The sequence below is a fragment of the Burkholderia sp. SIMBA_051 genome (genome assembly GCF_046534915.1).
Lineage (GTDB): Bacteria > Pseudomonadota > Gammaproteobacteria > Burkholderiales > Burkholderiaceae > Burkholderia > Burkholderia ambifaria.
In genome coordinates this window covers 125,311-146,908 of record NZ_JAWRXS010000014.1, presented here as the reverse complement: position 1 = coordinate 146,908, position 21,598 = coordinate 125,311, and the positions used below count along the sequence as shown (strand labels likewise).

Here is a 21,598-nt window from a genome sequence, read left to right as displayed (position 1 = left end):
GGCTAAGTCGATGGAAATCTTTGGCATTCCGTTGCCGGCGATGCTGAGCCAGTTGCTGCTCGGGCTCGTCAACGGCTCGTTCTACGCGATCCTGAGCCTCGGGCTCGCGGTGATCTTCGGGCTGCTCAACGTGATCAACTTCGCGCACGGCGCGCTGTTCATGCTGGGCGCGATGCTCGCATGGATGGGGCTGTCGTACCTCGGGTTGCCGTATTGGGCGATGCTCGCGCTCGCGCCGCTGCTCGTCGGTGCGTTCGGGATCCTGGTCGAGCGGTCGATGCTGCGCTGGCTGTACAAGCTCGATCACCTGTACGGGCTGTTGCTCACGTTCGGCCTCACGCTCGTCGTCGAAGGCGTGTTCCGCTCGGTCTACGGCTCGTCCGGCCAGCCGTACGACGTGCCGTCGCAGCTGTCCGGCGCGACCAATCTCGGCTTCATGTTCCTGCCGAACTACCGCGCGTGGGTGGTCGTCGCGTCGCTCGCGGTGTGTCTCGCGACCTGGTTCGTGATCGAGAAGACGCGCCTGGGCGCCTATCTGCGCGCCGGTACCGAGAACCCGAAGCTCGTCGAGGCGTTCGGCGTGAACGTGCCGATGATGATCACGCTCACCTACGGCTTCGGCGTCGCGCTCGCGGCGTTTGCCGGCGTGCTCGCCGCGCCGGTGATCCAGGTGTCGCCGCTGATGGGCCAGCCGATGATCATCACCGTGTTCGCGGTGGTCGTGATCGGCGGGATGGGCTCGATTCTCGGCTCGATCATCACGGGGCTGATGCTCGGCGTGATCGAGGGCTTCACGCGCGTGTTCTATCCGGAAGCGTCGGCCACGGTCGTGTTCGTGATCATGGCGATCGTGCTGCTGATCCGCCCGGCGGGCCTGTTCGGCAAGGAAAAATGATGCAGAGAAAAGTGCTCTACGGCGTGCTGCTCGCCGCACTGCTCGCCGCGCCGTTCATCGGCGCGTATCCGGTCTTCGTGATGAAGGTGCTCACGTTCGCGCTGTTCGCGGCCGCGTTCAACCTGCTGATCGGCTATACGGGGCTGCTGTCGTTCGGCCACGCGATGTTCCTCGCGACCGCCGGCTACGGCACCGGTTATATGATCCAGACGCTCGGCTTCACGCCGGAGCTCGGCGTGCTGGTCGGCACGTTCGCCGCGACGCTGCTCGGGCTCGTCGTCGGGCTGTTCGCGATCCGGCGACAGGGCATCTACTTCGCGATGATCACGCTCGCGTTCGCGCAGATGGTCTACTTCATCTACCTGCAGGCGCCGTTCACGCGCGGCGAGGACGGCCTGCAGGGCGTGCCGCGCGGACACCTGTTCGGGCTCGTCGACCTGTCGAACGACGTTGCGCTCTACTACGTCGTGCTCGCGGTGATCGTGGCGGCGTGCGCGTTCATCGTGCGTATCGTGCACTCGCCGTTCGGCCAGGTGCTCGTCGCGATCAAGGAGAACGAGGCGCGTGCGATCTCGCTCGGCTACGACACCGATCGCTTCAAGCTGCTCGCGTTCATCCTGTCGGCCGGGCTCGCGGGGCTGGCCGGTTCGCTGAAGGTGCTGGTGCTGGGCTTCGAGACGCTGTCCGACGCGCACTGGACGATGTCGGGCCTCGTCGTGCTGATGACGCTCGTCGGCGGGATGGGCACGCTGTTCGGGCCGTTGCTCGGCGCGGCGCTGATCGTCGCGCTGGAGGACCGGCTCGGCGACATCGGCGAATGGCTCGCGTCGGTCACCGGGATCGGCTGGTTCCACTCGCTCGGTGAATCGACGACGATCGTCACGGGGCTGATCTTCATCGCGTGCGTGCTGGCATTCCGGCGCGGGATCGTTGGCGAGATGGTCGCGCGGGTCAAGACGCTCCGGCCGTCCTGAGTGCATCGCGCCGGTGCGGCGGATTGCTCCGAGGTGGACGCGAGGTTGATGCGAAGCACCATCCGGCGTGGCCGGGAAGGGCGTTTCGGCGCCCTCCGGCCGGCCCCGCGCGGCAGCGCTGGTGCCCCATTTTCGTGCGGCGATGCACCATAGGGGTAAATGCTAAGTTGTCCCGGCATGAAAGGTCCTTTAATCTTCGTTCAGTTCTGATGCACCGCGAAACGAATTTGCAGGTGGAGAACGAGGAGACAATCGAGGCACAAAGTGCCCGGACCCCAAAGCGCTGTTGGACGGAATCCAACAGCGCTTTTTCATTTGTGTGCGCGAATTTCCCTCGATGGTGCAGGGAAGCGGCGCCGCGTTCCGCGCGCCCGTATTCGGCTTCGCACTGCCCGCGTTTCAGTTTCACCCCCGTCCTCCCGTTTTCGTCATGCCTGCCGGTCGATCGCCACTGGCGCGCAGCCGCGTGCATGCCGTCCGGGCTTACCCGGTTGGCGTGCGCAAAAAGCGTCCGTTACACTCAGCTTTCGCCGACCGCGCGGTCGGGAAAATCGGTCGGCAGTTCTCCTACAAGCAAAATGCAGAAGAGGGAGTACGGTTGGATGAGAAGCGCAGGACGATGGATCGGGGCACGACGGGCGGCTGGCGCCGCTCGTACGGGGTGGGTAGCGCATGGGTATGCCCGCGCTTTCGCGAGCCGTTCTGCGGCCGGTATGCGCGCTCCGGCACGATTGGCCGGCACGGCTCTTTCTCCGGTCGTTGCGTTCGCATCCACATGAACTGCCGCGCTTCCGATCTTGCGCCGCCCGCGCGCGTGGCCGAATTCGCTTTGGCCGGTCGATCTGCCGACGATCGTTGCGTGCGCATCGATCGCCTTTCCCGCCAAGCCGCCTTTCCGCGCTTGCTTCATCCTGACGACATTGCTGCCGCGCATCGTGACGGTCGAACGACCGCTTCGGAATGCGCGGCGGGCGCGCGCGTTTCACGGGAAAACGAGCGTAGGCGCGGCATGGCGAGATAGTTAAATTATTAACTTGTTTTGAGGACCGGGAGCCGCCCGAGCGACCCGTGGATTTTTCGAGCAGCGTTTGGAGACGACATAAATGAAGATGAATCGATGGATGGAGGTTCTGCTTGCCGCGGGCCTCGTGTGTGCGGCGGCCGCGGCGTCGGCGCAGGTGAAGATCGGCGTGACGCTGTCGGCCACCGGGCCGGCCGCATCGCTCGGGATTCCGGAAAAGAACACGATCGCGCTGCTGCCGAAGGAAATCGCGGGCAAGAGCGTCCAGTACATCGTGCTCGACGATGCGTCCGACACGAGCCGCGCGGTGCAGAACGTGCGCAAGCTGATCGACGAGGATCACGTCGACGCGATCATCGGTTCGTCCGTCACGCCGAATTCGCTCGCGATGCTCGACCCGGTGTCGCAGGGCAAGACGCCGACGATCTCGCTCGCGGCGAGCGCGCAGATCATCGCGCCGATGGACGCGAAGCGCGCGTGGATGTTCAAGGTGCCGCAGAACGACCAGCTGATGGCCGACGCGATCGCCGGCTACATGGCGAAGCACGGCGTGAAGACGATCGGCTTCATCGGCTTCGCCGACGCGTACGGCGACAGCTGGTACAACACGTTCAACGCGGCCGCGGCGAAGAACGGGCTGAAGGTCGTGTCGAACGAGCGCTACAACCGCACCGATGCGTCGGTGATGGGGCAGGTGCTGAAGCTGCTGGGCTCGAACCCCGACGCGGTGCTGATCGCCGGTTCCGGCACGCCGGCCGCGCTGCCGGCCAAGACGCTCAAGGAGCGCGGCTACAAGGGCAAGGTGTACCAGACGCACGGCGTCGCGAACAACGACTTCCTGCGCGTGTGCGGCAAGGATTGCGAAGGCGAGATCCTGCCGGCCGGCCCGGTGCTCGTGACCGACCAGCTGCCGGATTCGAATCCGGTGAAGAAGCCGGCGCTCGGCTACAAGGCTGCGTACGAGAAGGCATACGGCGCGGGCTCGCTGTCGACCTTCGGCGGGCATGCGTGGGATGCGGGGCTGCTGCTGCAGCGTGCGATCCCCGACGCGCTGAAGAAGGGCCAGCCGGGCACCGAGGCGTTCCGCGAGGCGCTGCGCGCGTCGCTCGAAAGCGTGAAGGACCTGCCCGTGTCGCACGGCGTGATCAACATGACGTCGACCGACCACAACGGCTTCGACACGCGTGCGCGCGTGATGGTGCAGATCGTCGACGGCAAGTGGAAGCTGCAGGCCGAGTAAGCATCACGTGAAACCGGCGGGCGCGGCGCGAACGGCGCCGTGCGCGCCGTCGGCAGCGCGGCGGGCCTGGCTGCCCGCGCTCGCACCGCATGGAATGTCCGGGAAGCCGCCGCACGACGCCTGACCTTCCGGTCTTGCCGTCGGCGTGCGCGGGCCGCTCCCGTCGCCGTTTCTCCGCAGCATTCTCGATACACGAAACGTATGGATTTCTCGATTGCGGCGATCCTCGCGCAAGACGGCATCACGACCGGCGCCATTTATGCATTGCTGTCGCTGGCGCTCGTGCTGGTGTTTTCCGTCACGCGGGTGATCTTCATTCCCCAGGGCGAATTCGTCGCCTACGGCGCGCTCACGCTGGCAGCGTTGCAGGCGCAGAAATTTCCCGCGACCTGCTGGCTGTTGTTCGTGATGGGCATCGCATGCTTCATGCTGGAAGTCGGCGGCCTGGTCCGCCATCGCGAACGGCGCCATCAGCTCGGTCGCACGCTCGCGACGCTGGCGAGCCGCTACGTGCTGCTGCCGCTCGCGGTGTTCGCGCTCACGCGCAGCTTTTCCGCGCAGCCGTTGCCGATGCTCGCGCAGATCGCGCTGACGCTCGCGATCGTCGTGCCGATGGGGCCGTTCGTCTACCGGCTCGTCTATCAGCCGATCGCCGAAGGCACGACGCTGCTGCTGCTGATCGTGTCGGTCGCGGTCCATTTCGCGATGGTCGGCCTCGGGCTCGTGATGTTCGGCGCGGAAGGCTCGCGCACCAACGGATTCGCGGACGCGTCGCTGTCGATCGGCAGCATGACGGTGTCGGTGCAGAGCATTCTCGTGGTCGTGACCGCGCTGGTGCTCATCGGTGCGCTCTACGTGTACTTCGGTCGCACGATCGCCGGCAAGGCGCTGCGCGCGACGTCGGTGAACCGGCTCGGCGCGCGGCTCGTGGGCATCGGCACGACCGAAGCGGGGCGGCTGGCGTTCACGCTGGCAGCGGGGCTCGGCGTGCTGTCCGGCATCCTCGTCGGCCCGCTGACGACCATCTATTACGACTCCGGCTTCCTGATCGGCCTGAAGGGCTTCGTCGGCGCGATCATCGGCGGGCTGGTCAGCTATCCGCTCGCGGCCGCGGGCTCGCTGCTCGTCGGCGTGCTCGAATCGTATTCGTCGTTCTGGGCGAGCGCGTACAAGGAAGTGATCGTGTTCACGCTGATCATCCCGGTGCTGCTGTGGCGCAGTTTCGCGACGCCGCATGCGGAAGAGGAAGAGGAGTGACGCGATGAAGACGATGGTACGCAACAAGACCTTCTGGGTGTTTCTCGTGGTGCTGTTCGCGCTGCCGGTGCTGCCCGGCGCGCTGCAGGTGCCCGAATACTGGATCACGCTGCTGAACTACATTGGCCTCTACGCGATCGTCGCGATCGGGCTCGTGCTGCTGACGGGTGTCGGCGGGATGACGAGTTTCGGGCAGGCCGCGTTCGTCGGCATCGGCGCGTATGCGACGGCGTTCCTCACGACGCGATACGGCGTGTCGCCGTGGCTCGCGCTGATCGTCGGCGTCGTGCTGACGGCGCTCGTCGCGCTCGTGCTGGGTGCGGTCACGATGCGGCTGTCCGGGCACTTCCTGCCGCTCGGCACGATCGCGTGGGGCCTCGCGCTGTTCTATCTGTTCGGCAACCTCGAGCTGCTCGGCAAGTACGACGGGATCAACGGGATTCCGGCGCTGAACCTGTTCGGCATCGAGCTCGGCAGCGGCCGCAGCTTGTACTTCCTGATCTGGGCCGTCGTGCTGGCGGCGATCGTGTCGGTGCAGAACCTGCTCAACAGCCGCCCCGGGCGCGCGATCCGCGCGCTGCGCGGCGGCGGGGTAATGGCCGAGGCGATGGGCGTGAACACCGCATGGATGCGCGTCGTGATCTTCGTCTACGCGGCCGTGCTCGCCGCGGTATCGGGCTTCCTGTATGCACACCTCCAGCGCGCGGTGAACCCGACCCCGTTCGGGCTGAACCACGGGATCGAATTCCTGTTCATGGCCGTGGTCGGCGGCGTGTCGCACGTGTGGGGCGCGGTGCTCGGTGCAGCGATCCTCACTGTGCTGCAGGACTACCTGCAGACGCTGCTGCCGAAGCTGCTCGGCTCGGAAGGCAACTTCGAGATCATCGTGTTCGGCGTGCTGATGGTGCTGCTGCTGCAGTACGCGCGCCAGGGCGTGTGGCCGTTCGTCGCGAAGCTGTTTCCGCGCGGGCCGCGCGCCCATGTGCCCGACCAGGCCGACCCGCTGCCGCAGCGCGCGAAACCGGTGGCCGGCGAGCCGCTGCTCGTCGTCGACAACGCGCGCAAGCAGTTCGGCGGGCTGGTGGCCGTCAACGACGTCAGTTTCGACGTGAAGGCGGGGCAGATCATCGGCCTGATTGGCCCGAACGGCGCCGGCAAGTCGACCACGTTCAATCTCGTGACCGGTGTGCTGCAGCCGACCGGCGGCACGATCACGTTCCGCGGCGAGCGGATCGACGGGCTCACGTCGCGTCAGATCGTCCGGCGCGGGATCGGCCGTACGTTCCAGCACGTGAAGCTGCTCCCGACGATGACGGTGCTCGAGAATGTCGCGATCGGCGCGCATCTGCGCGGCCATACGGGCGTATGGCGCAGCATCGCGCGGCTCAACGCGCACGAGGAGGCGCAACTGCTGGCCGAAGCGGCACGGCAGATCAGCCGCGTCGGGCTCGAAAAGCACATGTACGACGAAGCCGGCAGCCTCGCGCTCGGCCAGCAGCGGATTCTCGAAATCGCCCGCGCGCTGTGCTGCGACCCGACGCTGCTGCTGCTCGACGAGCCGGCCGCCGGGCTGCGCTACCAGGAGAAGCAGCAACTCGCCGATCTGCTGCGGCGCCTGAAGGCCGAAGGGATGAGCGTGTTGCTCGTGGAACATGACATGGATTTCGTGATGAATCTCACCGACCGGCTGGTGGTGATGGAATTCGGCACCCGGATCGCGGAAGGGCTGCCGCAAGACGTGCAGCAGGACCCGGCGGTGCTCGAAGCATATCTGGGCGGGGTGGAGTGATGACGGCGGATACGACGATGCCGATTCTCGAGGTGCGCGGACTGGCGGTCCGGTACGGGAAAGTCGAGGCGCTGCACGGTGCGGCGATCAAGGTGGGCGCCGGGCAGATCGTCAGCGTGATCGGCCCGAACGGTGCCGGCAAGTCGACGATGCTGAACGCGATCATGGGCGCATTGCCCGTGACCGGGCATGCGTCGGGCGCGGTCATGTACCGCGGCCACGACGTGGGCGCGCTGCCGGTCGAGCAGCGCGTCGCGCGCGGGATGTGCCTCGTGCCGGAAAAGCGTGAGCTGTTCAGCACGATGACGGTCGAGGACAACCTCGTGCTGGGCGCGTATCGCCGCAAGCTCGCGGGCGAGTCGAACTTCCTAGACCAGCTCGATCATGTGTTTGCGCTGTTTCCGCGGCTCAAGGAGCGGCGCAAGCAGGCGGCCGGTACGCTGTCGGGCGGTGAGCGGCAGATGCTTGCGGTGGGCCGCGCGCTTATGGGCAAACCCGACCTGCTGATGCTCGATGAGCCGAGCCTCGGGCTGGCGCCGCTGATCGTGAAGGAGATTTTTCATATCATCAGCGCGTTGCGCGGCACAGGTGTCGCGACGCTGCTGATCGAGCAGAACGCGCGGGCGGCGCTGCAGATCTCGGACTACGGCTATGTACTGGAAACGGGTGAATTGGCGCTGGAAGGGCCGGCGGCCGAGCTGGCACAAAATCCGCGCGTGATCGAAACCTACCTCGGGCTGGCGAAGAAGACGGCTTGATCGTTAGGACGGTTGGCGGGAAACGGGCGGCGTGTTTCACGTGAAACACGCCGTTTTTGTTTTTGGGGGCAGGGCGAGGCGTCGTTGGGGATGAGTGCCGGAGCAACCAGCCGAAGTGCTGTGATGGGGGCGCGGGCTATCGCGCCGGGCTGCACAGGATAACGAGCATTGTGTGCACGACAGCCCGCTATTGCCGTGAGACGAATGGCACAGTGGATAAGTATCGGGCGATCGATCGGAAATACTGTGACCTCGGACGGATGTCGACGCCTGTTTTGCACAGTTTGGCAATGTGCGTCGAGGCCGCGGGCGCACATCGCCGTAGCACGCTGGGCCGGCACAGCTCGGCCAATCGGCCAAAAAAACGCCGAAATGAACCGGCCCTACCATTCGGATGGCCTTCGGGTGAAAAGCGAACCCGCTATAATTCGCCCCATACATTTCTCAGATAGGTTCGTGCACAGTCCTGTGCGCGGAATCCACCATGCTTTTTCCCACAGAATTTGACGTCATCGTTGTCGGTGGCGGGCACGCGGGCACGGAAGCCGCGTTGGCCTCGGCCCGTATGGGCGCGAAGACGCTGCTGCTGACCCATAACATCGAAACGCTCGGGCAGATGAGCTGCAATCCGTCGATCGGCGGCATTGGCAAGGGCCATCTGGTCAAGGAAGTCGACGCGCTCGGCGGCGCGATGGCGGCCGCGACGGACGAGAGCGGTATTCAGTTCCGGATCCTCAATTCGTCGAAGGGCCCAGCCGTGCGTGCGACGCGCGCTCAGGCCGACCGTATTCTGTACAAGGCCGCGATCCGCCATCGGCTCGAGAATCAGCCGAACCTGTGGCTGTTCCAGCAGGCCGTGGACGACCTGATGGTCGAAGGCGACCGCGTGGTCGGCGCCGTCACGCAGATCGGCATCCGCTTCCGCGCGCACGCGGTGGTGCTGACGGCAGGTACGTTCCTCGACGGCAAGATTCACGTCGGTCTGAACAACTATACGGGCGGTCGCGCGGGCGATCCGGCGGCCGTGTCGTTGTCAGCGCGCCTGAAGGAGCTGAAGCTGCCGCAGGGCCGCCTGAAGACCGGTACGCCGCCGCGTATCGACGGCCGCTCGATCGACTTTTCGAAGCTGGACGAGCAGCCGGGCGACCTCGATCCGATTCCCGTGTTCTCGTTCCTGGGCCGCGCGGAACAGCATCCGCAGCAGCTGCCATGCTGGGTCACGCATACGAACGAGCGTACGCACGACATCATTCGCGGCGGCCTCGACCGTTCGCCTATGTATACAGGCGTGATCGAAGGCGTTGGCCCGCGTTACTGCCCGTCGATCGAGGACAAGATTCACCGGTTCGCGTCGAAGGAATCGCACCAGATCTTCCTGGAGCCGGAAGGGCTGACGACCAACGAGTTCTATCCGAACGGGATTTCGACGAGCCTGCCGTTCGATGTGCAGCTCGAGCTCGTGCACTCGATGCGCGGCCTCGAGAACGCGCACATCCTGCGGCCCGGCTACGCGATCGAGTACGACTACTTCGACCCGCGCGCGCTGAAGGCGTCGCTGGAGACGAAGGCGATCAACGGACTGTTCTTTGCGGGCCAGATCAACGGCACGACCGGCTACGAAGAAGCGGCCGCGCAAGGCCTGCTGGCCGGCCTGAATGCCGGCCGCTACGTGCAGGAGAAGGACGCATGGTGCCCGCGTCGCGACCAGGCCTACCTGGGCGTGCTGGTCGACGACCTCGTCACGCGCGGCGTGGCCGAGCCGTACCGGATGTTCACGAGCCGTGCCGAGTACCGCCTCAGCCTGCGCGAAGACAACGCGGACATGCGTTTGACCGAGATCGGTCGCGAACTGGGGCTCGTCGACGACGCGCGCTGGGACGCATTCAGCCGGAAGCGCGACGCTGTTTCACGTGAAACCGAACGCCTGAAGTCGACGTGGGTCACGCCGAAGACGCTGCCGCCGGAAGAGGCGACGGCTTTGCTCGGGAAGGCGATCGATCACGAATATAGCCTCGCCGAGCTGCTGCGCCGCCCGGGCATCAGCTACGACGGCGTGTGCAGCCTGAAGGGTGGCGAATGCGCACCTACCGAACCGCTGGCCGACGATCCGGTGCTGCTCGAGCAGATCAAGGAGCAGGTCGAGATCGGCATCAAGTATCAGGGCTATATCGAGCGGCAGGCGAGCGAGATCGAGCGCAACGATGCGAACGAGAACACGCGCCTGCCGGACGGTATCGACTACCGCGAGGTTCGCGGCCTGTCGTTCGAAGTGAGCCAGAAGCTCAACGAGTTCCGGCCGGAAACGATCGGCCAGGCATCGCGGATCTCGGGCGTCACGCCGGCCGCGATCTCGCTGCTGATGGTGCACCTGAAGCGCCGTGGCCTCGGCCGTCGTAACGGCACCGCCGCAGAGGCGACGGAGCAGGGGGATGGCACCGTCCCGACGCAACAATGACGGCGCGTCGCGCGCCGGCGGTTAATCGGGACGTACTTGAACAGATGCTCGTCGACGGCACGGCCGCGCTCGACATCGCATTGACGGATGCACAACGCAACCAGCTGCTCGACTATGTCGCGCTGCTCGGCAAGTGGAACGCGGTCTACAACCTGACCGCGATCCGCGACCCGAAGCAGATGCTGATCCAGCACATTCTCGATTCGCTCTCCATCGTTCCGCATCTGCGCGACCGTGCATCGGCGCGCGTGCTCGACGTGGGGTCGGGCGGCGGGCTGCCCGGCATCGTGCTGGCGATCGTCCAGCCGGACTGGCAGGTGACGTTGAACGATATCGTGCAGAAAAAGTCTGCATTCCAGACGCAAATGCGCGCGGAGCTGAAGCTCGCGAACCTGTCGGTCGTCACCGGGCGGGTCGAATTGCTGCAGCCCGGTGTCGACGTGCCGGAAAAATTCGACATGATCGTGTCCCGCGCCTTCGCGGATCTATCCGACTTCGTTAAACTTGCTCGTCATCTCGTCGCGCCCGGCGGATCGATCTGGGCAATGAAGGGTGTTCACCCGGACGACGAAATTGCACGACTGCCGGAAGGCAGCCGCGTAAAGCAGACGATGCGGCTTGCAGTACCGATGCTCGATGCCGAACGGCACCTGATCGAGGTGATCGTCGACGAGGCGAATTGAAGGCGCGCGTTAGCGCGCCATTTGTTTGAAGGTAAAGGGAACACACCAACGATGGCAAAGATCTTCTGCGTTGCGAACCAGAAGGGGGGCGTCGGCAAGACGACGACATCGGTCAATCTCGCCGCAAGCCTTGCAGCGCAGGAGCAACGAGTCCTGCTGATCGATCTCGACCCGCAGGGCAACGCGACGATGGGCAGCGGGATCGACAAGGCCGCCTGCGAGTCGACCGTGTACGAAGTGCTGATCGACGGCGTATCGGTGTCGGACGCGCGCGTGCGTCCGGAGGGCGTCACGTACGACGTGCTGCCGGCCAACCGCGAGCTGTCGGGTGCCGAGATCGAGCTGATCGGCATCGACAACCGCGAGCGTCGGCTGAAGGCCGCGCTCGAGCACGTGGCCGACGACTACGACTTCGTGCTGATCGATTGCCCACCGACGCTGTCGCTGCTGACGCTGAACGGACTGTGCGCGGCACATGGCGTCGTGATCCCGATGCAGTGCGAGTATTTCGCGCTGGAAGGGCTGTCGGATCTCGTCAACACGATCAAGCAGGTCCACGCGAACATGAACCGCGACCTGAAGATCATCGGCTTGCTGCGCGTGATGTTCGATCCGCGCATCACGCTGCAGCAGCAAGTCTCCGATCAACTGAAAGCGCACTTCGGCGACAAGGTGTTCGACGCGGTGATCCCGCGCAACGTGCGCCTGGCGGAAGCGCCGAGTTACGGGTTGCCGGGCGTCGTGTTCGACCGCAACTCGCGCGGTGCGCAGGCGTATATCCAATTCGGTGCCGAGATGATCGACCGCGTGCGCGCGTTCGAGGTGTCGTGATCCGGACATGAGCGAAGCGAGGAAGAAAGACATGAACGCGGTACCAAAGAAGAAGGGCTTGGGACGTGGCCTCGAAGCGCTGCTCGGCGGCAGTGCGGACATCACCGAAGCGGTGAAGATCGAAGGGGCGCCGAACACGCTCGCGCTCGGCAAGCTGCAGGCCGGCAAGTACCAGCCGCGGACCCGGATGGACGAAGGCAGCCTGCAGGAACTGGCGGCCAGCATTCGCGCGCAAGGCGTGATGCAGCCGATCCTGGTGCGGCCCATTTCGTCTGACAAATACGAGATCATCGCCGGCGAGCGACGTTTCCGCGCGGCGCGCCTGGCCGGTCTCGACGAAGTGCCGGTGCTCGTGAAGGACGTGTCCGATCAGGCTGCGGCCGCGATGGCGCTGATCGAGAACATCCAGCGCGAGGATCTGAATCCGCTGGAAGAGGCGCACGGTATCCAGCGCCTGCTCGACGAGTTCGGTTTCACGCACGAACAGGCGGCCGAATCGGTCGGCCGTTCGCGCAGCGCGGTGTCGAACCTGCTGCGCCTGTTGAACCTCGCCGCGCCGGTGCAGACGATGCTGCTGGCCGGCGATCTCGACATGGGCCACGCGCGTGCGCTGCTCGCGGTCGACGCGGCGACGCAGATCACGCTCGCGCACCAGGTCGTCAACAAGCGCATGTCGGTGCGCGAGACCGAGAAGCTGGTCGCGCACACGACGAAGGAAGCACCGACGGTGAAGGCGCGCGCCAAGGATGATGGCGGCCGCGACACGCGCCGTCTCGAAGAGGAGTTGTCCGACCTGCTCGCGTCGACGGTGAAGATCAAGCTCGGCCGCCGCGGGCGAGGGCAGGTGATGATCGATTTCGGCAACCTCGATGCGCTCGAGGGCATTCTCGTGCGCCTGCGCGGCAACGTCGCGACCGAAGAATAACGAGGCGCGATTGATAGAGAACACGGGCGCGGCGGCGCCACGCCGTTGGCTTGCCTGGCTGTTGAAGGAGCCGGTGCTGTCGGTACTGGCGCTTGCACTGATCATTCTGCAATGGTTGCATCCGCAACCAATCGCCGTGCTGGCCGGGCGCGTCGACTGGCAGACCGTCGCGACGCTCGCGGGCCTGCTGATGCTGACCAAGGCGCTCGAGTTGTCCGGATGCCTGATGTGGCTCGCGCATCGCATCGTCCATCACGTGCATTCCGAGCGCGGGCTCGCGATGCTGCTCGTCGTGTTCGCGGCGGCACTCGCGATGTGGCTCACCAACGACGTCGCGCTGTTCGTCGTCGTGCCGTTGATGGTGTCGCTGCGCGCGCTGACGCCGCTGCCGTTCCGGCGGCTCGTGATCGTGGTCGCGCTGGCCGTCAACGCGGGGTCCGTCGCGACGCCGCTCGGCAATCCCCAGAACCTGTTCCTGTGGCAATTGAGCGGCATGTCGTTCGGCCGCTTCGTCGTCACGCTCGGTCCGCTCGCACTGGCGCTGATGGCGCTGCTGCTCGTGCTGACGGCGTGCGCGTTTCGCGCGAAACCGCTCGACCTGTCGGGCGCCGTCGAGGCCGTTCCCGTGCAGCGCATGCACGCGCTGCTCGCGGCGGTGCTGTTCGGTGCGTTCGTGCTGCTGGCGGACGCGCATCATCCGGTGCCGGCGCTGCTCGCCGTCGTGATCGCGCTGCTGGTGGCAAAACGTGACGCAGTCCTGAAGATCGACTGGCTGCTGCTGCTGATCTTCGTGCTGATGTTCGTCGTGCTGCGCAGCGCGGCCGCGCTGCCTGTCGTCCATGACGCGATCGCGCGGACCCATCTCGATTCGCCGCTGCGTGTGTTCGGGGCAGGTGTGGTGCTGTCACAGGGAATCAGCAACGTGCCGGCGGCCATCCTGCTGTCGGAATTCACGCACGACTGGCGCGCGCTCGCGTTCGGCGTATCGGTCGGCGGCTTCGGCTTCGCGATCAGTTCGCTCGCGAACCTGATCGCGGTGCGTCTCGCGAAGGAGCCGCGCATGTGGCTGCCGTTTCACCTTGTATCGATTCCGTTCGCGATCGTGAGCGCGGCACTCGGGGCGTGGTTGCTCGTTCACGGTTGAGCGGCGCGGCCGCCTGCGGTGCAGGCGTGCTGCAAGCGTGACGGGGAGGGCGCGCGGCGCTCCCGGCCGTCGCGAACCCGGGCTGTTGATAAGTGCGGCGATTCACAGTCGATATTCTGTGGCGGCACAACAACTGATTGCGAGCCTCGGCCCGCTCGCGCCCGGGCGCATTTCGTGCGTTGCGCCCAACGCGGTGGTCACGCTATTTCCTTCGTTCCACATCGTTGCGCTGGGTCGTTTTCCGCAGTCGCGTCACAGCAGCATTCCTGCTGCGATCGCGTCGCGCCGATGACGCCCGTGCCAGGCATCGATGTCGCATCATTTCCCCGTCGCCGCACTTTTCCGGGCAAGAAATACCGGTGCGGGAAAGCGACCTTACAACTGTCATCGTACGTCGTCGATTCGCGCGTTTTTCACATGATGAGGCGTCGTTTTGCACAGGTTTTTGTCGCGTCTAAAGCCTTGAATCACTTGCAACTATCGCTTACAATCGCCCGGATTTGTTAGCTAGGCACCCCTGAAAGCTTTCGGAAAGTCTGGGGCCGGGTTCAAGGATTTTGCGGAAAATTGCGATGGCGGGTCAGGCGCCGAACGACAGGCACGATGATCACCGAGCGCAACGCACCGCTTCAGCGGCCGGCGAACGGCGCGAGTCCGATGCCGACGACTGGGATGCCGAGCAACAAGATAACAACATCGTTCCGCTCACGCGGACGGAAGCCGAGAGGCTGTTCGGTCCGAACGTGAGCAAGCCGTCGCGCGTGACCCCCTCCATGGTGGTGGCCGCGCAGGTGGTCTTGTCCCTGGTTGCAACGCTGGCGTGGTGGCTGTTTTCAAAGTCGCCGGGCGCCGCTGCGCAGTCCGCGTTTCTGGGCGGGGCGATCGGCTGGGTGCCAAGCGCGTTGTTCGTGGCACGACTGAAGGCAGGTGGCTCGGCCACCGTCATGAGCTGGGTAATGGGCGAAGCCCTGAAACTCGGCCTGACGATCGGGATGTTCGCAGCAGTGGCGTTCGGCTGGGCCGGCGTGCACTGGGTGCCGTTCCTGGTCACGTACCTCGTCGTGCTGAAGACGTACTGGATCGCGCTGGCCTGGCGGTAAGAAACAAGCAGCGTGCGGTTTCGACAACGAACCGCACCGGCCCGTTCCCGCAATAGCGTATTGCGGAACGGGGCAAAACGATTTTCGACAATTTGGGTGGCATTAACGATATGGCAGCTAGCGAAGGCACGCGTCCGGATCCGTCCGAGTACATTGCGCACCACTTGCAGAATTTCTCCACCTCGCATCAGACGTCGATTTTCGATATCCACGTCTGGAATCTCGATACGCTGTTCTGGTCGATCGTGTGCGGCATCGTGACGATCCTCGTGCTGCGTCTGGCCGCCCGCAAGGCGACGTCGGGCGTGCCGGGCCGTTTCCAGTGCGCGATCGAGATGCTCGTCGAAATGGTCGAAGACCAGTCGAAGGCCATCGTCCACGGCAATCGTACGTTCATCGCTCCGCTCGCCCTCACGGTGTTCGTGTGGGTCACGCTGATGAACTCCCTCGACTTCCTCCCGGTCGACCTGCCGGGCCGCGTGATCGGCCTGCTCGGTCTGTCGGACGTGATTTCCCACCATCGCATCGTCCCGACGGCCGACCTGAACGGCACGCTCGGCATCGCGCTCGGCGTGTTCGTCCTGATGATCTACTACAGCATCAAGATCAAGGGCGCGGGCGGCTTTGTGCATGAGCTGCTGTCGGCCCCGTTCGGCGGCCACCCGCTGCTGTGGATCCCCAACCTCGCGCTCAACATCGTCGAATACGTCGCAAAGACCGTTTCGCTCGGCATGCGGCTGTTCGGCAACATGTACGCGGGTGAGCTGTTGTTCCTGTTGATCGCCCTGCTCGGCAGCATGTGGAGCTTCGGTGGCGACGCAACGTTCCTCGGCTTCATTGGTCACGTGATCGCGGGCAGCGTCTGGGCAATCTTCCACATCCTGATTGTTCTGTTGCAGGCATTCATTTTCATGATGCTGACGCTGGTGTATCTCGGCCAGGCGCACGACAAGCACTAAGCGCGGCGTGCAACAAAGAGTCTTCGTTTTAGTTTTTTAAATCTCAGTTCCAAGTCTTTTCACAAAGGAGTGATCATGCAAGCTTACATCGCCAACATCCAGGGTCTGACCGCCATCGGTATCGGCATCATCATCGGCCTGGGTGCAATCGGCGCCTGTATCGGTATCGCGCTGATGGGTGGCAAGTACATCGAAGCGTGCGCACGTCAGCCGGAACTCATCAACCCGCTGCAAACGAAGATGTTCCTGCTGGCCGGCCTGATCGACGCTGCATTCCTGATCGGTGTTGGTGTCGCAATGCTGTTCGCGTTCGCGAACCCGCTCCTGTCGAAGCTCGCAGGCTAAGGTTCCTCGGAAATATGCGCCCGGCGCAAGCCGGCGCAGGGCGGAACGGAGACTTGGGGCGCTGATCGAATGCAACTCGATGAGCGCCTTACCGTTTCATTTTTCCGGATAGCAGATAAGGAAACACCGTGAATCTCAACGCAACTCTGTTTGCGCAAATGGTCGTGTTCCTGGTCCTCGCGTGGTTCACGATGAAATTCGTGTGGCCGCCGTTGATCAACGCCCTCGACGAACGTTCGAAGAAGATCGCCGACGGCCTCGCCGCCGCGGAGAAGGGCAAGGCGGAACTCGACGCAGCGCACAAGCGCGTGGACCAGGAACTCGCGCAGGCCCGCAACGACGGCCAGCAGCGCATCGCCGACGCTGAAAAGCGTGCCCAGGCGGTCGCCGAGGAAATCAAGGCCAACGCCCAGGCTGAAGCCGCCCGCATCGTCGCCCAGGCGAAAGCGGAAGCAGAACAGCAAATCGTGAAGGCGCGCGAAGCGCTGCGTGGCGAAGTCGCCTCGCTGGCCGTGAAGGGCGCCGAGCAGATCCTGAAGCGCGAAGTCGATCAAACGGCCCACGCCCAACTGCTGAATCAACTGAAAGCCGAGCTCTGATCATGGCCGAACTTGCAACCATCGCCCGCCCTTACGCAGAAGCGCTGTTCCGCGTGGCCGAGGGAGGTGACATCGCCGCCTGGTCCACGCTCGTGCAAGAGCTGGCCCAGGTTGCGCGTCTGCCGGAAGTGCTGTCGGTCGCGTCGAGCCCGAAGGTGACGCGCACGCAAGTGGTCGAGCTGCTGCTTGCTGCGGTGAAGTCGCCGGTCGCGGCCGGCGCGGAAGCGAAGAACTTCGTGCAGATGCTGGTCGACAATCATCGTATCGCGCTGCTGCCGGAAATCGCCGAGCAGTTCGAGGCGCTCAAGAACGAACGTGAAGGTGCAGCCGACGCCGAGATCGTGAGCGCGTTCCCGCTGAACGGCGCGGATCTCGAAAGTCTCGTCTCTGGCCTCGAACGCAAGTTCAAGCGCAAGCTGAAGCCGACGGTCGAAGTCGATTCGTCGCTGATCGGCGGCGTGCGCGTGACGGTCGGCGACGAAGTGCTCGACACCTCGGTTCGCGCGCGCCTCGCATCGATGCAGGCTGCCTTGACCGCCTGAGCGCCACGCCGGCACGCAACAGAATTGACTATCAGGAGCGAATAATGCAACTCAATCCCTCTGAGATCAGCGAGCTGATCAAGAGCCGGATCCAGGGCCTTGAAGCGAGCGCAGACGTTCGCAACCAGGGCACCGTGATCTCCGTGACCGACGGTATCGTGCGCATCCACGGCCTGTCGGACGTGATGCAGGGCGAAATGCTCGAGTTTCCGGGCAACACGTTCGGCCTCGCGCTGAACCTCGAGCGCGACTCGGTCGGCGCTGTGATTCTCGGCGAATACGAACACATCTCGGAAGGCGACGTCGTCAAGACGACGGGCCGCATTCTCGAAGTCCCGGTCGGTCCGGAACTCGTCGGCCGCGTGGTCGACGCGCTCGGCAACCCGATCGACGGCAAGGGTCCGGTCAACGCGAAGCTGACCGACGCGATCGAAAAGATCGCTCCGGGCGTGATCTGGCGTAAGTCGGTGTCGCAGCCGGTGCAGACGGGCATCAAGTCGATCGACGCGATGGTGCCGATCGGCCGTGGCCAGCGTGAGCTGATCATCGGCGACCGTCAGTGCGGCAAGACCGCGGTGGCGATCGACGCGATCATCAACCAGAAGGGCAAGGACCTGGTCTGTATCTACGTCGCGATCGGCCAGAAGGCTTCGTCGATCATGAACGTGGTGCGCAAGCTCGAAGAAACGGGCGCGATGGAATACACGATCGTCGTCGCCGCTTCGGCTTCGGATTCGGCCGCGATGCAATACCTCGCACCGTACGCCGGCTGCACGATGGGCGAATACTTCCGCGACCGCGGTCAAGACGCGCTGATCATCTATGACGACTTGACCAAGCAGGCTTGGGCATACCGTCAGATCTCGCTGCTGCTGCGCCGCCCGCCGGGCCGTGAAGCCTACCCGGGTGACGTGTTCTATCTGCACTCGCGTCTGCTCGAGCGTGCTGCTCGCGTGTCGGAAGAGTACGTCGAGAAGTTCACGAACGGCGAAGTGAAGGGCAAGAGCGGCTCGCTGACGGCACTCCCGGTCATCGAAACGCAGGCTGGCGACGTGACCGCGTTCGTTCCGACGAACGTGATCTCGATTACCGACGGCCAGATCTTCCTGGAAACCGACCTGTTCAACGCAGGCATCCGCCCGGCAATCAACGCCGGCGTGTCGGTGTCGCGAGTCGGTGGCGCCGCTCAGACGAAGGTCGTGAAGAAGCTGTCGGGCGGTATCCGTACCGACCTCGCGCAGTACCGTGAACTGGCCGCATTCGCGCAGTTCGCATCGGACCTCGACGAAGCGACCCGCAAGCAGCTCGAGCGCGGCCGCCGCGTGACGGAACTGCTGAAGCAGCCGCAGTACCAGCCGCTGCAGGTGTGGGAACTGGCCGTGTCGCTGTACGCCGCGAACAACGGCTACCTCGACGATCTCGACGTGAAGCAAGTGCTGCCGTTCGAGAAGGGCCTGCGCGACAACCTGAAGACCAGCCACGCTGACCTCATCAAGCGCATCGAAGACACCAAGGATCTCTCGAAGGACGACGAAGGCGCGCTGCGCGCGGCGATCGAGTCCTTCAAGAAGTCGGGTGCCTATTGATCCGCGAGTGACACACTGAGGCCGCGCGGGTGCTGATGCGCCCGCGCCGCTTCGGTCAAGGAGCAAGCTATGGCTGGAATGAAGGAAATTCGCGGCAAGATCAAGAGCGTGCAAAACACGCGCAAGATCACGAAGGCGATGGAGATGGTGGCCGCATCGAAGATGCGCCGCGCGCAGGAACGCATGCGCGCCGCTCGTCCGTACGCGGACAAGGTCCGAGCCATCGCCGCGCACATGAGCCGTGCGAACCCGGAGTACCGCCACCCGTTCATGGTGGCGAACGACGGCGCGACGACGGCCGGCATCATCCTTGTCACGACGGACAAGGGTCTGTGCGGTGGTCTGAACACCAACGTGCTGCGTGCGACGGTGCAGAAGTTCAAGGAGCTGGAAGAGAAGGGCCAGAAGGTCGAAGCCACCGCGATCGGTAGCAAGGGCCTCGGGTTCCTGAACCGCTTCGGCGCGAAGGTGATGTCGCAGGTCGTGCACCTCGGCGACACCCCGCATCTGGACAAGCTGATCGGCGCCGTGAAGACGCAGCTCGACCTGTACTCGGAAGGCAAGCTGTCGGCGGTTTATATCGCTTACACGCGCTTCGTCAACACGATGAAGCAGGAAGCCGTGATCGAGCAGTTGCTGCCGCTGTCGTCGGAGCACTTCGAGGCCGATGACGGTACGCCGGCCACGTCGTGGGATTACATCTACGAGCCGGACGCGCAGGCAGTCGTCGACGAACTGCTCGTGCGTTACGTCGAGGCGCTGGTTTACCAGGCTGTCGCGGAGAACATGGCGTCCGAGCAATCGGCGCGGATGGTCGCGATGAAGGCCGCGTCCGACAACGCGAAGACGGTGATCAGCGAACTGCAGCTCGTATACAACAAGAGCCGCCAGGCCGCGATTACGAAAGAACTGTCGGAGATCGTCGGCGGCGCAGCCGCTGTTTAAGCGCGCGCCCGGGACGACAACTGCGCCTTTGCGCGAGTAAAGAATCAGGTATTTAAAGGAAAAGCGATGAGTACTGCTGCTTTGGTAGAAGGCAAGATCGTACAGTGCATCGGCGCCGTTATCGACGTGGAATTCCCGCGCGAGAGCATGCCGAAGATCTACGACGCGCTCATTCTCGATGGCTCGGAACTGACGCTCGAAGTCCAGCAGCAGCTGGGTGACGGCGTGGTCCGTACCATTTGTCTGGGTGCATCCGACGGCCTGCGCCGCGGCCTGACCGTGAAGAACACGGCAAAACCGATCTCGGTGCCGGTCGGCAAGCCGACCCTCGGCCGAATCATGGACGTGCTTGGCCGTCCGATCGACGAAGCTGGCCCGATCGAAAGCGAAGTGACGCGTTCGATCCACCAGAAGGCTCCGGCGTTCGACGAACTGTCGCCGTCGACCGAACTGCTCGAAACGGGTATCAAGGTCATCGACCTGATCTGCCCGTTCGCGAAGGGCGGCAAGGTTGGCCTGTTCGGCGGTGCTGGCGTGGGCAAGACCGTCAACATGATGGAGCTCATCAACAACATCGCGAAGGAACACGGCGGTTACTCCGTGTTCGCGGGCGTGGGCGAGCGTACCCGTGAAGGGAACGACTTCTACCACGAAATGAAGGACTCGAACGTTCTCGACAAGGTCGCGCTGGTGTACGGCCAGATGAACGAGCCGCCGGGCAACCGTCTGCGCGTCGCGCTGACCGGCCTGACGATGGCCGAGCACTTCCGTGACGAAGGCCTCGACGTGCTGTTCTTCGTCGACAACATCTACCGTTTCACGCTGGCCGGTACCGAAGTGTCGGCACTGCTCGGCCGTATGCCGTCGGCAGTGGGCTATCAGCCGACGCTGGCTGAAGAAATGGGCAAGCTGCAGGAACGCATCACGTCGACCAAGAAGGGCTCGATTACGTCGGTTCAGGCCGTGTACGTCCCTGCGGATGACTTGACCGACCCGTCGCCGGCCACGACCTTCGGCCACCTGGACGCAACCGTCGTTCTGTCGCGTGACATCGCTTCGCTGGGTATCTACCCGGCGGTCGACCCGCTCGACTCGACGTCGCGCCAGATCGACCCGAACGTGATCGGTGAAGAGCACTACTCGATCACCCGTCGCGTTCAGCAGACGCTGCAGCGCTACAAGGAACTGCGCGACATCATCGCGATTCTGGGCATGGACGAACTGTCGCCGGAAGACAAGCTGTCGGTCGCACGTGCGCGTAAGATCCAGCGTTTCCTGTCGCAGCCGTTCCACGTCGCTGAAGTGTTCACGGGTTCGCCGGGCAAGTACGTGCCGCTGAAGGAAACGATCCGTGGCTTCAAGATGATCGTCGACGGCGAGTGCGACCACCTGCCGGAACAGGCGTTCTACATGGTCGGCACGATCGACGAAGCCTTCGAAAAGGCCAAGAAGATCCAGTAAGGGTCATGTGGGATGGAAGGGAGCGCTGAAGCGCTCACTTCTGCCGACCGCCATGGGGCCCGAGTAAGCGCTAAAGCGCTAATTCAGGC

General features: G+C 64.3%; 20 protein-coding genes. All 20 read left to right on the top strand.

Translation table 11 applies throughout. The features are described from left to right. Positions 1 to 10: 10 nt before the first annotated feature. The 20 genes from SB771_RS28990 (at position 11) to atpD (ending at position 21,509) form a co-directional block, all read left to right on the top strand. The gene (locus SB771_RS28990) at positions 11 to 895 is read left to right on the top strand and encodes a branched-chain amino acid ABC transporter permease (RefSeq protein ID WP_011655604.1); all 885 of its coding nucleotides are present in this window, start codon (positions 11 to 13) and stop codon (positions 893 to 895) included. Continuing rightward, a complete protein-coding gene (locus tag SB771_RS28985) occupies positions 895 to 1,869 on the top strand; it encodes a branched-chain amino acid ABC transporter permease (protein WP_164714849.1) in 975 nt (324 codons plus the stop codon). Before SB771_RS28990 ends, SB771_RS28985 begins: the two co-directional genes overlap by 1 nt. Before the next feature lie 286 nt (positions 1,870 to 2,155). Beyond that, the gene (locus SB771_RS28980) at positions 2,156 to 2,890 is read left to right on the top strand and encodes a hypothetical protein (RefSeq protein WP_175661321.1); all 735 of its coding nucleotides are present in this window, start codon (positions 2,156 to 2,158) and stop codon (positions 2,888 to 2,890) included. An 82-nt stretch (positions 2,891 to 2,972) separates the two neighbouring features. Then, positions 2,973 to 4,130, top strand: coding sequence for an ABC transporter substrate-binding protein (locus tag SB771_RS28975; protein ID WP_175661322.1), 1,158 nt, complete (start codon positions 2,973 to 2,975; stop codon positions 4,128 to 4,130). Between the two features lie 201 nt (positions 4,131 to 4,331). Next, positions 4,332 to 5,387: a branched-chain amino acid ABC transporter permease gene (locus SB771_RS28970; protein ID WP_175661323.1), complete on the top strand. Its 1,056-nt coding sequence runs from the start codon at positions 4,332 to 4,334 to the stop codon at positions 5,385 to 5,387. 4 nt (positions 5,388 to 5,391) lie between these two features. Beyond that, complete coding sequence (locus SB771_RS28965) at positions 5,392 to 7,176, top strand: ABC transporter permease subunit (protein WP_175661324.1); 1,785 nt, start codon at positions 5,392 to 5,394, stop codon at positions 7,174 to 7,176. Next, on the top strand, positions 7,176 to 7,934 hold the full coding sequence (locus SB771_RS28960; protein WP_138846902.1) for an ABC transporter ATP-binding protein: 759 nt from the start codon (positions 7,176 to 7,178) through the stop codon (positions 7,932 to 7,934). Before SB771_RS28965 ends, SB771_RS28960 begins: the two co-directional genes overlap by 1 nt. A 484-nt stretch (positions 7,935 to 8,418) precedes the next feature. Next, positions 8,419 to 10,389 (top strand): tRNA uridine-5-carboxymethylaminomethyl(34) synthesis enzyme MnmG, encoded by a 1,971-nt coding sequence (mnmG, locus tag SB771_RS28955; protein WP_175705066.1) that lies wholly within the window; start codon positions 8,419 to 8,421, stop codon positions 10,387 to 10,389. Next, positions 10,386 to 11,072: a 16S rRNA (guanine(527)-N(7))-methyltransferase RsmG gene (gene rsmG / locus SB771_RS28950; protein WP_175661326.1), complete on the top strand. Its 687-nt coding sequence runs from the start codon at positions 10,386 to 10,388 to the stop codon at positions 11,070 to 11,072. Before mnmG ends, rsmG begins: the two co-directional genes overlap by 4 nt. A gap of 51 nt (positions 11,073 to 11,123) precedes the next feature. Then, on the top strand, positions 11,124 to 11,903 hold the full coding sequence (locus tag SB771_RS28945; RefSeq protein ID WP_105830746.1) for a ParA family protein: 780 nt from the start codon (positions 11,124 to 11,126) through the stop codon (positions 11,901 to 11,903). 31 nt (positions 11,904 to 11,934) lie between these two features. Continuing rightward, positions 11,935 to 12,828 (top strand): ParB/RepB/Spo0J family partition protein, encoded by an 894-nt coding sequence (locus SB771_RS28940; RefSeq protein ID WP_006751763.1) that lies wholly within the window; start codon positions 11,935 to 11,937, stop codon positions 12,826 to 12,828. A gap of 13 nt (positions 12,829 to 12,841) precedes the next feature. Further along, positions 12,842 to 13,972, top strand: a complete 1,131-nt coding sequence (locus SB771_RS28935) for an SLC13 family permease (protein ID WP_175661440.1) — start codon at positions 12,842 to 12,844, stop codon at positions 13,970 to 13,972. 572 nt (positions 13,973 to 14,544) lie between these two features. After that, complete coding sequence (locus SB771_RS28930; RefSeq protein WP_175661327.1) at positions 14,545 to 15,072, top strand: ATP synthase subunit I; 528 nt, start codon at positions 14,545 to 14,547, stop codon at positions 15,070 to 15,072. A gap of 110 nt (positions 15,073 to 15,182) precedes the next feature. Further along, entirely contained in the window at positions 15,183 to 16,031 is an 849-nt protein-coding gene (gene atpB / locus SB771_RS28925) for a F0F1 ATP synthase subunit A (protein ID WP_011655618.1), read from the top strand. Between the two features lie 75 nt (positions 16,032 to 16,106). Further along, the gene (gene atpE / locus SB771_RS28920) at positions 16,107 to 16,376 is read left to right on the top strand and encodes a F0F1 ATP synthase subunit C (RefSeq protein WP_006482730.1); all 270 of its coding nucleotides are present in this window, start codon (positions 16,107 to 16,109) and stop codon (positions 16,374 to 16,376) included. Positions 16,377 to 16,504: 128 nt separating this feature from the next. Then, entirely contained in the window at positions 16,505 to 16,975 is a 471-nt protein-coding gene (locus tag SB771_RS28915) for a F0F1 ATP synthase subunit B (RefSeq protein WP_006751767.1), read from the top strand. Positions 16,976 to 16,977: 2 nt separating this feature from the next. Continuing rightward, complete coding sequence (locus SB771_RS28910) at positions 16,978 to 17,517, top strand: F0F1 ATP synthase subunit delta (RefSeq protein ID WP_006756468.1); 540 nt, start codon at positions 16,978 to 16,980, stop codon at positions 17,515 to 17,517. A gap of 44 nt (positions 17,518 to 17,561) precedes the next feature. Further along, a complete protein-coding gene (gene atpA / locus SB771_RS28905) occupies positions 17,562 to 19,103 on the top strand; it encodes a F0F1 ATP synthase subunit alpha (RefSeq protein ID WP_011655619.1) in 1,542 nt (513 codons plus the stop codon). A 69-nt stretch (positions 19,104 to 19,172) separates the two neighbouring features. Next, complete coding sequence (gene atpG, locus SB771_RS28900; RefSeq protein WP_006751770.1) at positions 19,173 to 20,048, top strand: F0F1 ATP synthase subunit gamma; 876 nt, start codon at positions 19,173 to 19,175, stop codon at positions 20,046 to 20,048. Between the two features lie 66 nt (positions 20,049 to 20,114). Further along, the gene (gene atpD / locus SB771_RS28895) at positions 20,115 to 21,509 is read left to right on the top strand and encodes a F0F1 ATP synthase subunit beta (RefSeq protein WP_175661328.1); all 1,395 of its coding nucleotides are present in this window, start codon (positions 20,115 to 20,117) and stop codon (positions 21,507 to 21,509) included. Positions 21,510 to 21,598: the final 89 nt, after the last annotated feature.

Coding starts and splice junctions, on each gene's coding strand:
- SB771_RS28990 (WP_011655604.1), top strand. CDS start 11: ATGGAAATCTTTGGCATTCCGTTGCCGGCGATGCTGAGCCAGTTGCTG.
- SB771_RS28985 (WP_164714849.1), top strand. CDS start 895: ATGCAGAGAAAAGTGCTCTACGGCGTGCTGCTCGCCGCACTGCTCGCC.
- SB771_RS28975 (WP_175661322.1), top strand. CDS start 2,973: ATGAAGATGAATCGATGGATGGAGGTTCTGCTTGCCGCGGGCCTCGTG.
- SB771_RS28970 (WP_175661323.1), top strand. CDS start 4,332: ATGGATTTCTCGATTGCGGCGATCCTCGCGCAAGACGGCATCACGACC.
- SB771_RS28965 (WP_175661324.1), top strand. CDS start 5,392: ATGAAGACGATGGTACGCAACAAGACCTTCTGGGTGTTTCTCGTGGTG.
- SB771_RS28960 (WP_138846902.1), top strand. CDS start 7,176: ATGACGGCGGATACGACGATGCCGATTCTCGAGGTGCGCGGACTGGCG.
- mnmG (WP_175705066.1), top strand. CDS start 8,419: ATGCTTTTTCCCACAGAATTTGACGTCATCGTTGTCGGTGGCGGGCAC.
- rsmG (WP_175661326.1), top strand. CDS start 10,386: ATGACGGCGCGTCGCGCGCCGGCGGTTAATCGGGACGTACTTGAACAG.
- SB771_RS28945 (WP_105830746.1), top strand. CDS start 11,124: ATGGCAAAGATCTTCTGCGTTGCGAACCAGAAGGGGGGCGTCGGCAAG.
- SB771_RS28940 (WP_006751763.1), top strand. CDS start 11,935: ATGAACGCGGTACCAAAGAAGAAGGGCTTGGGACGTGGCCTCGAAGCG.
- SB771_RS28930 (WP_175661327.1), top strand. CDS start 14,545: ATGGCGGGTCAGGCGCCGAACGACAGGCACGATGATCACCGAGCGCAA.
- atpB (WP_011655618.1), top strand. CDS start 15,183: ATGGCAGCTAGCGAAGGCACGCGTCCGGATCCGTCCGAGTACATTGCG.
- atpE (WP_006482730.1), top strand. CDS start 16,107: ATGCAAGCTTACATCGCCAACATCCAGGGTCTGACCGCCATCGGTATC.
- SB771_RS28910 (WP_006756468.1), top strand. CDS start 16,978: ATGGCCGAACTTGCAACCATCGCCCGCCCTTACGCAGAAGCGCTGTTC.
- atpA (WP_011655619.1), top strand. CDS start 17,562: ATGCAACTCAATCCCTCTGAGATCAGCGAGCTGATCAAGAGCCGGATC.
- atpG (WP_006751770.1), top strand. CDS start 19,173: ATGGCTGGAATGAAGGAAATTCGCGGCAAGATCAAGAGCGTGCAAAAC.
- atpD (WP_175661328.1), top strand. CDS start 20,115: ATGAGTACTGCTGCTTTGGTAGAAGGCAAGATCGTACAGTGCATCGGC.